This window comes from Microbacterium sp. AC035 (genome assembly GCF_979258485.1).
In genome coordinates, this window is sequence record NZ_OZ409858.1 from 3,537,279 (window position 1) to 3,552,748 (window position 15,470).

The 15,470-nt window shown below is 68.5% G+C and carries 15 protein-coding genes; 9 read left to right on the top strand and 6 right to left on the bottom strand.

Annotated features, from left to right (window positions below):
• Positions 1–29: 29 nt before the first annotated feature.
• Positions 30–1,361, bottom strand: coding sequence for a DUF1254 domain-containing protein (locus ACZ0AA_RS16990; protein ID WP_463513654.1), 1,332 nt, complete (start codon positions 1,359–1,361; stop codon positions 30–32).
• Positions 1,362–1,549: 188 nt separating this feature from the next.
• Here ACZ0AA_RS16990 and ACZ0AA_RS16995 point away from each other — a divergent pair, with 188 nt between their 5' ends.
• From ACZ0AA_RS16995 to ACZ0AA_RS17005, 3 genes are all read left to right on the top strand, one after another.
• The gene (locus tag ACZ0AA_RS16995) at positions 1,550–2,590 is read left to right on the top strand and encodes an aldo/keto reductase (protein WP_400862250.1); all 1,041 of its coding nucleotides are present in this window, start codon (positions 1,550–1,552) and stop codon (positions 2,588–2,590) included.
• 172 nt (positions 2,591–2,762) lie between these two features.
• Entirely contained in the window at positions 2,763–3,419 is a 657-nt protein-coding gene (locus ACZ0AA_RS17000) for a GntR family transcriptional regulator (RefSeq protein WP_463513655.1), read from the top strand.
• 40 nt (positions 3,420–3,459) lie between these two features.
• Positions 3,460–4,434, top strand: coding sequence for an NAD-dependent epimerase/dehydratase family protein (locus ACZ0AA_RS17005; RefSeq protein ID WP_463513656.1), 975 nt, complete (start codon positions 3,460–3,462; stop codon positions 4,432–4,434).
• Positions 4,435–4,441: 7 nt separating this feature from the next.
• On the opposite strand, the gene ACZ0AA_RS17010 is transcribed toward ACZ0AA_RS17005, so the two are convergent.
• The 3 genes from ACZ0AA_RS17010 to ACZ0AA_RS17020 are packed head-to-tail and all read right to left on the bottom strand — an operon-like array spanning position 4,442 to position 6,830.
• Positions 4,442–4,837, bottom strand: coding sequence for a VOC family protein (locus tag ACZ0AA_RS17010; protein ID WP_400862244.1), 396 nt, complete (start codon positions 4,835–4,837; stop codon positions 4,442–4,444).
• Between the two features lie 39 nt (positions 4,838–4,876).
• Positions 4,877–5,812: an NAD(P)-dependent oxidoreductase gene (locus tag ACZ0AA_RS17015; RefSeq protein WP_463513657.1), complete on the bottom strand. Its 936-nt coding sequence runs from the start codon at positions 5,810–5,812 to the stop codon at positions 4,877–4,879.
• Positions 5,813–5,843: 31 nt separating this feature from the next.
• Entirely contained in the window at positions 5,844–6,830 is a 987-nt protein-coding gene (locus tag ACZ0AA_RS17020; protein WP_463513658.1) for a LacI family DNA-binding transcriptional regulator, read from the bottom strand.
• Between the two features lie 100 nt (positions 6,831–6,930).
• Here ACZ0AA_RS17020 and ACZ0AA_RS17025 point away from each other — a divergent pair, with 100 nt between their 5' ends.
• The 3 genes from ACZ0AA_RS17025 to ACZ0AA_RS17035 are packed head-to-tail and all read left to right on the top strand — an operon-like array spanning position 6,931 to position 9,850.
• Complete coding sequence (locus ACZ0AA_RS17025) at positions 6,931–8,061, top strand: Gfo/Idh/MocA family protein (RefSeq protein WP_463513659.1); 1,131 nt, start codon at positions 6,931–6,933, stop codon at positions 8,059–8,061.
• Complete coding sequence (locus ACZ0AA_RS17030) at positions 8,058–8,792, top strand: cupin domain-containing protein (RefSeq protein WP_463513660.1); 735 nt, start codon at positions 8,058–8,060, stop codon at positions 8,790–8,792. Before ACZ0AA_RS17025 ends, ACZ0AA_RS17030 begins: the two co-directional genes overlap by 4 nt.
• The gene (locus ACZ0AA_RS17035; RefSeq protein ID WP_463513661.1) at positions 8,789–9,850 is read left to right on the top strand and encodes a Gfo/Idh/MocA family protein; all 1,062 of its coding nucleotides are present in this window, start codon (positions 8,789–8,791) and stop codon (positions 9,848–9,850) included. Before ACZ0AA_RS17030 ends, ACZ0AA_RS17035 begins: the two co-directional genes overlap by 4 nt.
• Before the next feature lie 151 nt (positions 9,851–10,001).
• On the opposite strand, the gene xylB is transcribed toward ACZ0AA_RS17035, so the two are convergent.
• Positions 10,002–11,288 (bottom strand): xylulokinase, encoded by a 1,287-nt coding sequence (xylB, locus tag ACZ0AA_RS17040; RefSeq protein ID WP_463513662.1) that lies wholly within the window; start codon positions 11,286–11,288, stop codon positions 10,002–10,004.
• A gap of 5 nt (positions 11,289–11,293) precedes the next feature.
• The gene (gene xylA, locus ACZ0AA_RS17045; RefSeq protein WP_463513663.1) at positions 11,294–12,481 is read right to left on the bottom strand and encodes a xylose isomerase; all 1,188 of its coding nucleotides are present in this window, start codon (positions 12,479–12,481) and stop codon (positions 11,294–11,296) included.
• Positions 12,482–12,567: 86 nt separating this feature from the next.
• Between xylA and ACZ0AA_RS17050 the strand changes: the two genes are divergently transcribed.
• From ACZ0AA_RS17050 to ACZ0AA_RS17060, 3 genes are all read left to right on the top strand, one after another.
• The gene (locus tag ACZ0AA_RS17050) at positions 12,568–13,737 is read left to right on the top strand and encodes an ROK family transcriptional regulator (RefSeq protein ID WP_463513664.1); all 1,170 of its coding nucleotides are present in this window, start codon (positions 12,568–12,570) and stop codon (positions 13,735–13,737) included.
• An 88-nt stretch (positions 13,738–13,825) separates the two neighbouring features.
• Positions 13,826–14,689 (top strand): AraC family transcriptional regulator, encoded by an 864-nt coding sequence (locus tag ACZ0AA_RS17055; RefSeq protein WP_463513665.1) that lies wholly within the window; start codon positions 13,826–13,828, stop codon positions 14,687–14,689.
• Between the two features lie 109 nt (positions 14,690–14,798).
• Positions 14,799–15,431: a GyrI-like domain-containing protein gene (locus ACZ0AA_RS17060; protein WP_463513666.1), complete on the top strand. Its 633-nt coding sequence runs from the start codon at positions 14,799–14,801 to the stop codon at positions 15,429–15,431.
• Positions 15,432–15,470: the final 39 nt, after the last annotated feature.

A 15,470-nucleotide genomic window follows, 5' to 3' on the forward strand; every position in this document is an offset into this window, starting at 1 on the left:
CTGCGCGTTCTCCATGCCCGGCGGGCGCGTCAGCTGCGAACGATCGCGGGAACCTCGTAGCTGCGGTCGAGCACTGCCTCCGCCGGTTCGTACATGCGCAGTACGGGGCGGAAATCGCCCGCCGGCGAGGGCAGCCAGTTCGCTCGGGCACGGGGATCGACCGGCTCACTGTGGCTGATCGTGATCGTGAGCGAACCGTCCGGCTCGTACACGATGCCCTGCGTGCGATCTCCGATCGAGTATCTGTCGATCGGGTTCTCCACCATGAAGAAGTTCGGCACGTCGTACATCGTCAGCGACCAGAAAGCGCCCACCGGAGGCGTGGGGTCGAGGTGCAGGGTGTACGTGCGCGATCCGGTGAGCTGGTCACCGTGATCATCGACGTAGGTCATGATGTACGCCGCTTCATAGGCGTGATTTCCCCACAGACCTCCTGCCGCGGCGGCAGCTCGTTCGATGATGCGCATCTTGGGGTCGTCGATCTTGAATCTCGGGTCGTCCAGTGCACCGGTCCGGAAGTAGTCGAGGTTGTAGTCGAACGCGTGGAAGGTGAGCTTCCAGCCGTTCACCTCCGGGCTGGTGCCGCCCGAGTGGAGCACCTTGTCGACGAGTGCTCGACCCTGTTCGTAGCCCGCCATGAGTGCGGCCGCGGTCGCCTCATCGACGTCGGGTATCGACCGATCGGCATCGTTGATCCCCAGAGGTGTGAGGCATGCCTGCAGGTGCTGGTCGCGTTCCGGGGCGGGGAATTCCTCGCTCCACAGGCGCAGCTTGTCGAAGAAGACGAGCGCGTCCGAGTCGTAGTCGGCAGGTCGGGGGATGCCGGTCGGCAGAGCCTCCGGGTCCAGCGCCGTCAACGTGGTGCCGTCCTGCAATGCGGCGACCGATGCGAGGTCGTCGTCCCCGGCGCACGCCCAGCGGCCGACGATCGACGCGATGCGGGTGGGGAACTCGATCGTGGTGACGTCGTCCTGCGCATCGCCCGACCAGCCGGGAGGGACGAGCAGGAACGCTCCCGCCTGCGTTCCGGTGGCGCGGTGCCCGACGTAGGCGAAGTTGTTGGTCCATGCGTCGACGAACTGCAGGACGTAGTAACGCCCCGCCGTGTCCGGCACCTGCAGGAGCACGGGGCCGACGCTGAGGTCGATCTGCGCCATCGAGTACAGGGTGTCGTTGTTGATGGTCACGAAGGTGTCTGCGGGTCCTGCCATCGTGCGCGCATGGCTGAATGAATTGAAGGGAGCCGCCGGGTTCGCTCCGACGCCCTCTTTCACGTATCTCTGCACCTGGTCGAGGTTGAAGACCAGCGGGAAGCCGAAGACGTACGCCTCCGTGGCGAGCGATGTCAGGTCGGGGGTCATGGTGGGCTCCTGTTCCTCCGTCGTGCGGCCGATGATGCCTGCCGCCCCACGGTAGCCTCGGATTCCGCATCTCGTGCGGGACGCTCACCCTCTTCGGATGACTGATCGCGAAGCGACGGAGATACGGCCCCCGCAGCGCGGCAAGCGCTATCCTGAAGGCCTTCCCCGCCTGCATAGGAGCATCGTTCATGCCCATCGCCGCTGATGACCCCCGCCTGACGCACGCCTACGAGGCTGCGTCCACCCGCTACACCGATGTGCCGTTCCAGCGAGCAGGGTCCAGCGGCATCCAGCTGCCCAAGGTGTCGCTGGGGCTCTGGCAGAACTTCGGTCGCGATCGCACCTTCGACAGCCAGCGTGAGATCGTGCTGCACGCCTTCGACCGCGGGGTCGTGCACATCGACCTCGCCAACAACTACGGCCCGCCGTACGGATCCGCCGAGTCGACGTTCGGCGCTGTTCTCGGCAGCGGCCTCGCCCGCTACCGCGACGAGCTGTTCGTCACGACCAAGGCCGGATACGACATGTGGCCGGGGCCGTTCGGGGACGGCGGCTCCCGGAAGTACCTCACCCGCTCGCTCGAGCAGAGCCTGCAGCGCATGAACACCGACTACGTCGACGTGTTCTATTCGCATCGCCCCGACCCCGAGACCCCGCTCGAGGAGACGGTCACGGCACTCGTCGACATCGTCCGCAGCGGAAAGGCGCTGTACGTCGGCATCTCGAACTACCCGGCCGAGCTCGCTCGTCGTGCCTACGAGCTGCTGGCGGACCAGGGAGTGACGCTGCTGCTGCACCAGCCCCGCTATTCGCTGTTCGACCGCACTCCCGAGGCCGAGCTGTTCCCGGCGCTCCGCGAGCTGAAGGTCGGCAGCGCGGTCTTCTCGCCGCTCGCCCAGGGACTGCTCACCGGCAAGTACATCGACGGTGACGTCCCCGCCGACTCGCGCGCCGCGAACAGCCACTTCCTCAACGGATCGGCCCTCACCGACAGCTATCTCGAGCGCATCAGGGGCATCGATCGCGTCGCGAAGGAGGCGGGACTGTCGATCCCGCAGCTCGCCATCGCGTGGGTGCTGCGCGACCCGGTGGTGACGACCGCGATCATCGGAGCCTCGCGCACCGGCCAGATCGACGACGCCGTGACTGCGAGCCGAGTCGAGCTGTCGGACGACGTCGTCGGCGCGCTCGAGCAGTTCGCTGCGGCACCGGGCGCCAGCGTGGTCTGAACGAATCGAGCGGTCACGCTCGCGCGGTGGTGAAGTCCGGACGCACGCTCGGGCTGTCGGAGGGTCCTTCGGACTTTTCGGCGGCCGCGCGTAATATTCCGGGCGGCAGCGGGTCTGGTTAGTGGAAGCCCCCTCGATGGGAGCTTCCGCAACAGATCCCGAGGAGCATCAGATGACCATCGCCAACGTGGAGTTCAGGGCGCGCCCGTGGATTCAGCGCAGCCCCGCTCCACTGCCCGAACTGGCATACGAGCACATCCTCTCGGCGATCCTCCGGGGAGATTACGTGTCCGGCGACAAGCTCGACACAGCGCGCTTCGCTCAAGAGCTCCACATGTCGCTGAACCCGATCCGTGAAGCGATCATCCGGCTCCGAGACATCGGGTTGGTGGAGGTTACTCCTGCTCGCTACACCAAGGTCGCCGACTTCACCGCCACCGATCCGCATGCTGCCGTCAGCTATGCGGGTGTGCTGGCCGGCACAGCGCTCAGAACGGCACTGCCGGCGATCCCCGAGGACCTGCGCTCAGATCTCGCTGCCCAGGTCGACGAGATCGGTGGCGCCGACACGACCGCCAGCCGCGATGCCGCGGTGATCGCCTTCCTCGCCGCCGCGACCGACCTCATCGAGCATCCCCGGCAGGTGATACACCTCGTCGAGGCCACGATCCTGGCCCAGTGCGCGCTGCAGTTCTCCGGGGTCACTCGCGGTGACGAGGCGCTGCAGGTGCGATCCGCCGCGGCTGACGCCGTCGCGCAGGCGATGCGCGCAGGCGACCCGGATGTCACTGAGACTGCGGTTCGCGCGCTCTTCGGGCACCTCGTCTGATCGGCGGTCTCGCTGCGTGTCGCGTCGCTAGAGTCGAACCATGGCTGCGACGAAGGTGTTGTTCATCGGTGGGACCGGAATCATCTCCTCCGCGGCGAGTGCGCTCGCCGCGGCCCGCGGGATGGAGGTGACGCTGCTGAACCGCGGGCAGTCGCGTCGGGAGCCCGCGGAGGGCGTCGAGGTGCTGACGGCCGACATCACGGACGCCGCTGCGGTCGACGCCGCGCTCGCCGGGCGCGAGTTCGACGTCGTCGCCGACATGATCGCGTTCACGCCCGACCAGGTGCAGCGCGACATCGACCGCTTCGAAGGCCGCACCGGTCAGTACGTGTTCATCAGCTCGGCGTCCGCGTATCAGAAGCCCGTCGCCCGCCTGCCGATCACCGAGTCGACGCCGCTGCGCAACCCGCACTGGCAGTACTCACGAGACAAGATCGCGTGCGAAGACCTGCTCACGGCCGCCTATCGCGATCGCGGCTTCCCGGTGACGGTGCTGCGCCCCTCGCACACGTACGACAAGTGGACGATCCCTGCGTTCGGCGGCTGGACGGCGATCGACCGCATCCGCCGCGGTGCGGAGATCATCGTGCACGGCGACGGCACGTCACTGTGGACGCTCACCCATTCGAGCGACTTCGCGGTCGGGTTCGCCGGCCTGCTCGGCAATCCGCTCGCATACGGCGACACGTTCCAGATCACCAGCGACTTCGTCTACACCTGGAACGAGATCTATTCGATCCTCGGGCGGGCGGCCGGGGCCGAGCCGCGGATCCGCTATGCGACGAGTGCGGCGATCGAGGATGCTGCGCCCGACCGCGCAGGTCAGCTCTCCGGCGACATGGCGCACTCGGTCGTCTTCGACAACACGAAGATCCGCCGAGTCGTGCCGGACTTCAACCCGGTGGTACCTCTGCACACGGCGGCGCGAGAGATCATCGAGTGGCACGACGCGCACCCCGAACTGCAGCGTATCGATCCAGGCCTCAACGCGCTGTTCGACCGCCTTCTCGCCTGACGCCGGATCAGCCGGCAGCGAGCACGGCGAGGACGTTCCCTGCGGGGTCCTTGAACCAGGCGATGTCGGGCCCCTTGTCCGGTCCTCCGCGCAGGATTCCCTTGGAGTCTGTGGCGAACTCCGAGTCGTCGTAGATCTTCGTCACGACACCGCGCCCGTTTAGTTCATCGACGGCGGCCTCGACGTCGTCGACCGGGAAGTTGAGGATCGTGAAGCTCGCGGGCTCATGATTCGGCTTGGCGTAGACGAGGATCGACCCGCCGTCGGGCAGGCTGATGTCGAGGAACCCCATGGCATTGGTGGTGACGTCCATGCCGAGGGTGTCGCCGTAGAAGGAGCGGGCGGCGTCGATGTCGTCGACGCTGAATCCGCTGAACGCGTGTGCTGTCTGGAAGGCGGTCATGCGTTCAGCATGCGCCGCTCCCGGCGAGGTGTCCAGACCCTATGGGCGAACCTGGTTCACGAGAGCATCGCCCGCCAGCAGCCGGGTGACGTTGTCGTCGACGAGCCGAGCCGCCCCCACGGGCCGGTTGCCGGCGATGTGCGGGGTGATGAGCAGGTTCGGTGCATCCCACAGCGGATCGGATGCCGGGAGCGGTTCGGACTTCGCGACATCGATCGCCGCTGCGCGCAGCTGCCCGGACTCGAGGGCCGCGATCAGCGCACCCTCGTCGACGGTCGCTCCTCGACCGACGTTCACGAACACCGCGCCCGGCTTGAGCGCCGCGAACACCCGGGCATCGAACAGGTCGGCGGTCGCGTCGGTGGCGGGCAGGATCGAGACCAGCACGTCGGTGTGGGCCAGGACATCGGCCGCATCGGCATCCGCGTGCACCTCGAAGCCCGACCGCCGCCCCGCGGTGCGGGCGATGCCCTGCACCTCGGCACCCAGCGCCGTGAGGAATGGAGCGAGCGTCGAGGCGATCGAGCCGAAGCCCCAGATGGTGACGCGAGCACCGTCGAGCGTGTACGACCGCTGCGTGTCGGAAGCGCTCTGCACGTCGTTGAACTCGTCGTCCCAGCGGTGGTCCCGCTGCGCGTCGTGCAGCCGGTCGAGGCGGCGCACGGCGCTCAGGATCAGTGCCAGGGCGTGCTCGGCGACGGGGCCGTCGTGCAGCGAGCGACCGGAGCAGATGCGCACATCCGCAGCGAACCCGGCGTTCAGCACCGCGTCGGCCCCCGAGGCCAGCGCCTGCACGAGCTGCAGTCGAGGCAGCACGCGGGCAGCCTCCTGCAGCCACGATGAGGAGTTGTGCCAGACGACCAGCGCCTCGGCGTCACGGTGCTCCTCGGGGATGTCCGCGTCGATGTCGTAGACGACGGTCTCGACGTCTGCGGTCACCGGCAGTTCGATGGTGTTCGGAATCAGGATCTTCATGTGTGCCTCCAGATCGTGGCGGTTATGGCTGTCAGTGAGGGGATTCGGTCGACTCGCGCCAGATGACGGTGAGCAGACCGCGGGGTTTCTTCGGCGGTTCTCCACCACGCACGGCCGCGATCAGGCGATGCATCGAGTAAGCGCCCAGTCTCTCGCGGTCCTGCGACACGCTCGTGAGAGTTGGCACGAGGAACGCGCTCTGCGGGTGGTCGTCCCATCCGGTGACGACGACGTCATCGGGCAGCTTCCATCCGCGCCTGGTCGCCGCGCGGATCGCGCCCGTCGCGATGACGTCGTTCGCCGCGATCACCGCCAAGGGCGGTGCGTCCGTCGGCAGTCCATCGATGGCGGCCTCGCCGGCGCTGCCGCTCCACTCCCCGCCGAACACCCCCAGCGACTCGAGTCCGAGACGGGTGATCGTGTCGAGGTAGGCGGTGCGGCGGGCGCGAGCGGAGGGGAAGTCGTCTGGGCCGGCGAGGTGCACGAACCTCCGGTGGCCCTGCGCGGCGAGGCGTTCGATCATCTCGGCGATCGGACGTGAGTCGGTGAACTCACCGGTCATGTGCATGTCGTCGTCGAACTCGCCGACCGAGAGCACGACGGGTCCGCCGCCGCCGTTCGTGTCGACGAGGGGGAGCGGGGTGAATGCGAGCACACCCTCGTACTGCCCCGAGTCGACGAGGTCGGCGAGGCGCTCGTCGCGTGCCGCGGCGCCCTCCGGCAGGCTCACCACCTCGACGACGTAACCCTCCTCGCGCGCGGCGGAGATCGCGCCCGACAGCAGGGTGAGCGGGTTCATCGTCGCGATCGGCACGACGACCGCGAGCCGCCCCGTCCGATGGGTGCGCATGGATCGGGCGGCGAGGTTCGGCCGGTAGTTCAGCTCGGATGCCGCTCGAAGAACCCGGTCGCGAGTGGCCTCCGAGATTCCGGCACGTCCGGTGAAGACGAACGACACCGTCGACTGCGAGACTCCGGCGAGGTGTGCGACGTCGTGACTCGTCGGCCGTTTCTCCATGGCATCCGTCCTTTCCGGGCTTGACGCGACCGGTGTGCTTCTCGATAGTATCTACTACGTCTTAGTAATACGTAGTAACACCTCATCGGGGAGGCAGCGAATGCTCAGGATCGGAATCATCGGCACCGGCGGGATCGCGGATGCACACATCAGCGGATACCTCGCGTTCGCGGGAGACTGCGAGATCGCAGCGCTCGCCGACGTGGTCCCCGGCAGGGCGGCACAGAAGGCGGAGAGCTTCGGACTGACGGATGCGGCGACCTTCGACGACCCGCTCGAGATGATCGCCCGCGGGGGCCTCGACGTCGTGAGCATCGCGACCCCTCCTTCGACGCACGCCTCGCTGGCGATCGCCGCCCTCGATGCGGGGATCCACGTGCTCGTCGAGAAGCCGATGGCCCCCTCTCTCGAAGAATGCGACGCGATGCTCGCGGCGCAGGAGCGGTCGGGCAAGGTGCTGTCTGTCGTCGCGCAGAACCGCTTCCGCGACGATCTCGCCGCGCTGAAAGACGTCGTCGACTCGGGTCTGCTCGGCTCGATCTCGCACGTCCGTGTCGATTCGGCGTGGTGGCGAGGACTGCCCTACTACGACCTCTGGTGGCGCGGCACGTGGGAGCGGGAGGGCGGCGGGTGCACGCTGAATCACGCCATCCACCACATCGACCTGCTGCTGTGGCTGCTGGGCAGTCCGACCGAGATCACCGCCATGCTCGCCAACGCGCAGCATGACAACGCCGAGGTCGAGGATCTCTCGGTCGCGATCTTCCGCTACGACCGCGGGCTCGCCCAGCTGACCAGCTCGGTGGTCCATCATGGTGAGGAGCAGGCGATCGTGATCCAGGGCGCGAATGCCCGGGTGTCTCAGCCTTTCTCCGTCGTCGCAGAGCAGTCGCGGCGCGACGGATTCCCCGAAGAGGGCGGGGCCCCCGACGTGGTGGCACGCATCGAGGCTCTCGTCGCCGGTCGCACGCCGCTCGCGCACCTCGGTCACGAGGGGCAGATCGGCGATCTGATCGGCGCGATCCGCGACGGACGCCCCCCGATCGCCGCGGGTCAGGACGGTCGCGATGCGGTCGAGGTGGTCACCGCGATCTACAAGGCGGGGTTCGAGCGCCAGTTCGTATCGCTGCCGATCGCGGCATCCGATCCGTACTACCGAGCCGGGCAGCTGGTCGCGCATGCTCCGCACTTCTTCGAGAAGACCTCGTCGCTGGTGGAGGCGGCCTCGTGACCGCATCCTCGTTCCCCGGGGGCACATCGCTGTCGCACCTCGACGTGTATGCCGACGCCGCGCCCGACGGGATCTGCGGAGGGAGCCCCCACATGCACCTCGTCTCGACAGAGGCCTACGTCGTGATCTCGGGGGACGGTGCGCTGCAGACCATCGATGCCGACGGATTCCGCGAGACGCCGCTCGCTCCGGGCTCCGTCGTCTGGTTCACTCCTGGCACGATCCATCGCGCCGTGAATCGCGGCGATCTTCGGGTCGTCGTGCTGATGAGCAACTCGGGTCTGCCGGAGGCGGGGGACGCGGTGATGACCTTCCCCGCGCAGGTCGTGGCGAACCCGAGCGCGTACGCTGCCGCTGCCTCTCTCGGAGACGATGACGCAGACGGGCGGGCGGAGAGGGCTTCTGCGCGTCGCGACCTCGCCGTCGCCGGGTTCGAGACGCTGCGGGCCGCCGTGGCTCGCGGTGACCGCGCCCCTCTCGACGCCTTCCACTCCGCCGCCGGTGCGCTCGTGCGCGACCGTGCCGCGGCGTGGGGCGACCTGGTGCGAGAGCGTCCGCTCGCACAGGCGCGGCAGTCGCTCGCGCTCGCCGACGCCGTGGCATCCGGATCCGTCGACCACCTCGCCGACGCCCGCGTGCACCAGGCCGTACCCTCGGTGGGAGATCGCGGATTCGGCATGTGCGGACGACTGCGCACCTATGACGTGAACGATGAGGAGACCCCACGATGACCCGCACCTACACCTTCGATCCGCTGCCGGAGCCGGTGGTCGACCCCGACGAGTTCGTGTTCGCCGCGGTGGGGCTCGATCACGGCCACATCTTCGGCATGGTCGAGCAGCTCATCGACGCAGGCGCCACTCTGTCGCTCGTCTTCGACTCCGACCCTGCGAAGGTCGCGGACTTCGTCGAGCGGTTCCCGCAGGCGCGGGCGGCCGCAGACGAGCAGGAGGTGCTCGACGACCCGCGGGTGCGACTCGTCGCCAGCGCGTCGATCGCGAACAGGCGAGCCTCGCTCGGGGTGCGGGTGCTCGACGCGGGCAAGGACTTCTTCGCAGACAAGCCTGCGATCACGACGATGGACGATCTCGCCGCGGCACGTGACGCCGTCGATCGCACGGGGCAGAAGTTCGCCGTCTACTACGGCGAACGGGTGCACTCCGAGGCGGCGATCCTCGCCGGCCAGCTGATCGACCAGGGCGCGATCGGAACGGTGCTGCAGGTCGCGTCGTTCGGGCCTCATCGCATCGGCACCGGGCGTCCCGACTGGTTCTACGACCCCGAGCAGTACGGCGGCATCATCTGCGACATCGGCAGCCACAACTTCGAGCAGATGCTCTATTACACGGGCGCGACGGACGGCGAGGTGGTCAGTTCGACGGTCGCCAACTACGCGCATCCCGAGACCCCGGGGCTGCAGGACTTCGGCGACGCCCACGTGGTGCTCGACAACGGAACGACCGGCTACGTGCGTGTGGACTGGTTCACGCCGGCAGGGCTCGATGTCTTCGGCGACGGGCGCACGGTGCTGCTCGGCACCGACGGCTACATCGAGCTGCGCAAGTACACCGACATCACGACCGACAACGGCGGGGGGCAGGTGCTGCTCGTCAACGAGGACGGGCAGTTCCGGTTCGATGCGACGGGCAGGACGGGGTTCCCGTTCTTCGGTCAGCTGATCCGCGACTGCCTCGACCGCACGGAACATGCCATGACCCAGCAGCATGCATTCACGGCCGCCGAGCTGAGCATCGTCGCCCAGCGCGACGCTCGGGTGCTCGCCGGCTGACGGCATCCGCCTGATCGCGCTGCGTCGGAGCGGCGCACGCGACGCGAACGGCATCCGCTCGGGAGGAGAACTGCGCTTCGGGAGGACGGATGCGGCGAATTCGTCCTCCCGACGAGGAGATCTCCTCCCGACGGGGTGCGCTTCTGCAGGCTCAGCCGACGAGCTGTGCCGCCTGGCGGGCGGCGCCGAGCGCGACGTACTCGCCGGGCTCCGGCACTTCGACGGGGAGGCCCAGGACCTCGGGCGCGATGCGGCGCACGGCCTCGGACTGCGCGCCGCCGCCGATCAGCAGTGCTCGCTCGAGAGGGATGCCGAGGTCGCGCAGCGCGTCGAGTCCGGCGCCGAGTCCGCGGAGCATCCCTTCGACGGCTGCACGGGCCAGGTTCGCCCTCGTCGTGGAGGCGAGCGTCATCCCCGAGAGCGACGCCGTCGCATCCGGCAGGTTGGGTGTGCGTTCGCCTTCGAAGTAGGGCAGCAGCGTGAGGCCGTCCGCACCCGGTGACGCGTGCAGGGCGAGGTCGCTGAACTCGTCGTGCGTGACGCCGAGCAGCGCGGCCGTGACGTCGACGACCCGGGCCGCGTTGAGAGTGGCCACCAGCGGCAGGAAGTTGCCCGAGGCATCGGCGAACCCGGCCACGGTTCCGCTCGCGTCGCTCAGCGGGGTGGTGCTGATCGCGCACACCGTGCCGGATGTGCCGATCGACACGACCACATCACCGGGCACGGCGCCGAGTCCGAGTGCGGCAGCGGCGTTGTCTCCGGCTCCGGCGCCGACGCGTCGCCCACCGGCATCCGTCGTCCATTCATCGTGCTCGAGCACCCTGGGCAGGATCGCATCGTGCCCCAGAGCGGCGACCAGCAGCTCACGGTCGTACTCGCCCGTCGACGGGTTCCAGTAGCCCGTGCCGGATGCATCCGACCTATCGGTCACCAGCTCGTCGAGCACCGGGTTCTCGGGCCCGAAGCCGCGCAGGCGCCACGTCAGCCAGTCGTGCGGCAGAGCGACAGCGGCCACCCGCGCCGCGTTCTCGGGCTCGTGATCGCGCAGCCAGCGCAGCTTCGTGATCGTGAACGAGGCCACCGGGACGAGTCCGGTGCGGGAGGCCAGAGCGGATGCGCCGAACTCGGCGATCAGGTCCTGAGCCGCGCCAGCCGACCGCGTGTCGTTCCACAGCAGCGCGTCGCGGATCACCCGGCCGGATTCGTCGAGCGCGACGAGGCCGTGCTGCTGCCCGCCGATCGACCAGGCCTCGACGTCATCGAGAGAACCGGCCTCGGCGATCGCCGCGTTCAGGGCACGCCACCAGACTTCGGGGTCGACCGACGTCCCCTCCGGGTGCGACGCGCGGCCGGAGCGAATGACCGCTCCGGTCGCCGTGTCGATGACGACGGCTTTGCACGACTGGGTCGACGAGTCGACCCCGAGAACCAGCGGCATGTCGATCAGCGAGCGCCGAGCAGGTGCTCGGTCGCGAGCTGCTGCAGGCGGACGAAGCCGAAGCCCTTGCCGCCGAAATAGGAGTTCGCGTCGAAGTCCTCGTATGCCGAGCGGTCGGCGAGGAAGTCGTCGTAGCTCTCTCCGGGGTTGAGGGTCGGCGTCGAGAGTTCGTCGACGCGGGCTGCGGCGAGCGCCTCCTGCACCTCGGGGTCGGCGCGGAATGCGGCCGCCCGCTCCTTGAGCAGCAGATACGTGCGCATGTTGGCGGCGGCCGACTCCCACACGCCCTTCTCGTCTTCGGTGCGGCTCGGCTTGTAGTCGAAGTGGCGGGGGCCTTCGTAGGCGGGCACTCCACCGGGGCCGCCGTTCTCGAGCAGGTCGACGAGCGAGAAGGCGTTGTGCAGGTCGCCGTGACCGAACACGAGGTCCTGGTCGTACTTGATGCCGCGCTGGCCGTTGAGGTCGATGTGGAAGAGCTTGCCGTGGAACAGAGCCTGAGCGATGCCCGCGGTGAAGTTGAGTCCCGCCATCTGCTCGTGCCCGACCTCGGGGTTCACGCCGACGAGTTCGGGGCGTGCGAGCGAGTCGATGAAGGCGATCGCGTGGCCGAGGGTCGGCAGCAGGATGTCGCCGCGCGGCTCGTTGGGCTTCGGCTCGATCGCGAAGCGGATGTCGTAGCCCTTGTCGGTGACGTAGTCGCCGAGCAGGTTCACGGCCTCGCGGTAGCGCTCGAGCGCCTGGCGGATGTCCTTGGCGGAGTCGTACTCGGCGCCCTCGCGGCCACCCCACATGACGAAGGTCTTCGCGCCGAGCTCTGCGCCGAGATCGAGCTGACGGAACACCTTGCGCAGGGCGTAGCGGCGCACGTCGCGGTCGTTCGAGGTGAAGCCGCCGTCCTTGAAGATCGGCGCGCTGAAGAGGTTGGTGGTCACCATCGGCACCACGAGACCGGTGTCGTCGAGAGCACCCTTGAGCCGATCGATCTGCGTCTGGCGCTCGGCGTCGGTCGAGCCGAAGGCGAACAGGTCGTCGTCGTGGAAGGTCAGGCCGTATGCGCCGAGTTCGGCGAGCTTCTCGACGGCATGCACCACGTCGAGCGAGGGGCGGGTGGGGCCGCCGAACGGGTCGGCGCCGTTGTAGCCGACGGTCCACAGGCCGAAGGAGAACTTGTCGTCACGGGTGGGAGTGGGCATGTCTGCTCCTGTGCAGGTCAGCGAATAAGTTGTGGTTGACAACATATCTCATGACAGGAGCTCCGTCCACCCCCTACAGTGAAGGGATGCCGTCGCAGTCGAGCCCCGCGCTGGGCACCCGCCCACACAATCTCTCCCTCATCCTGCGGCTCGTGCACGAGAACGGCGCCCAGTCGAGAGCGGCTCTCACCGAGCAGACGGGGCTCAACCGCTCGACGATCGCCGACCTCGTCGCCGAGCTCGTCAGGCGGGGTCTGGTCGACGAGCGGGTCCCCGACGTCGCCGGTCGCGTGGGTCGACCCTCGCCGGTCGTGACGGCCTCGGCTCACGTCGTCGCCATCGCGGTGAACCCGGAGGTCGACGCGATCGAGATCGCCGCGGTCGGCCTCGACCGCAGCATCCTCGTGCGCGAGCGCCTGCCGAACGAGACCGTGCCGACACCCGCAGTCGTCGTGGCGACCATCGCCGAGCGCATCGCCGCGTGGCGCGCGGGGCCCCTCGCGGACGTGCGGATCGCGGCTGTCGGAATCGCCGTGCCCGGTCTCGTGCGCACCTCCGACGGAGTCGTGCGCAACGCGCCCCATCTGGGCTGGACCGACGTGCCTCTCGCGGGCCTCGTCGGCACGGCGACGTCGTCTGCGGCCTTCGTCGACAATGACGCGACGCTCGGGGCGATCGCGGAGCACCGCTATGGCGCAGGCCGGGGGATCGACGACGTCGTCTATCTGAACGGCGGCGCGTCCGGCATCGGAGGCGGCCTGATCGTCAACGGCAAGCCGGTCGCGGGCGCGGGCGGTTACGCGGGGGAGTTCGGTCAGAACAGGCCGCGGATCTCCGCGGACGCCGATCGACGCACCGCCGACGGCGTGCTCGAAGCAGAGGTGAGTCGCCGACTGCTGCTCGACGCGGTGGGCCTCGATGCGGCTGACGACGAGACGCTCGAGGTCGAGCTGTCGGAGTCCGAATCGGCCGTGGTGGCCGACGAGATCACGCGTCAGGCGCGTGTGCTCGCGGGGGCGCTGGCCAACGCCGTGAACGTGCTGAATCCTGCTCTCGTGGTGCTGGGCGGATTCCTGGCCACGCTCGCCGACCTGCGGGCGGATCAGATCGCCGACGATGTGAAGGCGCTCGCGATGTCGGAGAGCGCCGAGGCGCTCGAGATCTGTCCTGCCGCTCTCGGCGCCGACCGGCTGCTGATCGGCGCGGCCGAACTGGCCTTCGCGGACCTGCTCGCCGATCCGGGGGAGCGCAGTTGACCGGTCGAGGCCGCTGATCGGATCCGACGCGGAAAGTCGGGTCACGGGTCGCCCTCGGACCGCACGATGGTGAGGAAAGGAGGACCCCATGATCGGAACGCTCAACGCACTGGTCGATCTCGTCGAGGCGGGCACCGCAGACGAGGTCGATGTCGCCGGGTTCGCTCGGGTTCACGGGACGACCGAGTACCACCTGCGGCGGATGTTCTCGGCTCTGGCCGGAATGCCGTTGTCGGAGTACGTCCGCCGTCGCCGGATGACGCTCGCCGGGGCGGAACTCGCCGCCGGAGCCCCGAACGTGCTCGATGTCGCGGTGCGACACGGATACGGGTCGATCGAGGCTTTCGGTCGCGCCTTCCGTGCCGTGCACGGGATCGGCCCGGTCGATGCGCGCCGAGACGGGGGCCCTCTCCGCACACAACCCACGCTCCGGTTCCGCCTGAGCGTCGAAGGGAGCATCCAGATGGACGTCACCATCACCACCACCCCCGAGCTCGTGCTCGTCGGCCATGCCGCGCGAGTGCCTCTCATCCATGAGGGCGCGAACCCTCACATCCAGGCGCACATCGCGTCGATCGCGCCGCAGGAGCACGCGAGGCTCAAGGCGCTGAGCGATGCGCAGCCTGCGGGCATCCTGGCCGTGACCGGCGACATCGCTCCGGATGCCGCGGAAGGGACCGAGCTCACGTATCTGCACGGCGTCTCCGTGCAGCCGACGACTGCCGTGCCCGGCGACCTCGATGTCATCAGGGTCGAGGCGGGCGCTTGGGCGGTCTTCGCCGCGTCCGGGCCGTTCCCCGAGACCCTGCAGACCCTCTGGGCGGCCACGGCGACCGAGTGGTTCCCGTCGAATCCCTGGCGGCTGCGTCCTGGCCCGTCTATCGTCCGGTACCTCGAGTTCACCGGCTCGCATGCGTCGTGCGAGCTCTGGCTCGCGGTCGAGCCCGCCTGAGCACGATCGGGTGGGCGGTGCGGATGATGCACCGCCCACCGGATGTCCGCCGCCCGTGCGACACTGTGGCGACGGTCGGATGCGGATGCCGCCGTGAGAGGAGCCGGCGATGGCGCTCGACCCGAAGAAGACCCTCGACGCCTACAGGGCGAAGCGCGGTGAGTTCCGCATCCTCGATGTTCCCCCGATGCGATACCTGATGGTCGACGGCGCGGGTGATCCCAACAGTGCCCAGGCGTACCAAGATGCGGTGTCCGCACTCTTCCCCCTCGCCTACACGCTCAAGTTCGCGAGCAGGGCGCAGCTCGGGATCGACACGGTCGTGATGCCGCTCGAGGGGCAGTGGCACGCGCCCGACATGGAATCGTTCACATCGCGCCGCGACAAGTCGGCGTGGCAGTGGACGCTCATGATCATGGTGCCGGAGCACATCACCCACGAGATGTTCGATCAGGCGACCGACGCGGTCGAAGCAAAGCTCGCGAAGAAGAAGCAGCCTTCTCCCGCTCTGCGCTCCGTGCGGCTCGAGACTCTCGATGAAGGCCTGTGCGTGCAGACCCTCCATGTCGGCTCATACGACGATGAGGCCCCGGTGCTCGACGAACTGCACCACCGGTTCATCCCCGAGAACGGTCTGGCGATGACGGGACTGCATCACGAGATCTACCTCAGCGATGTCAGGCGCGTCGAACCGGCGAAGCTCCGAACGATCCTGCGCCAACCTGTCGAGCGCACCGGCTGAGCGGGACCGAGCGCGCTAGCGCAACCCCTCTGACGTTCT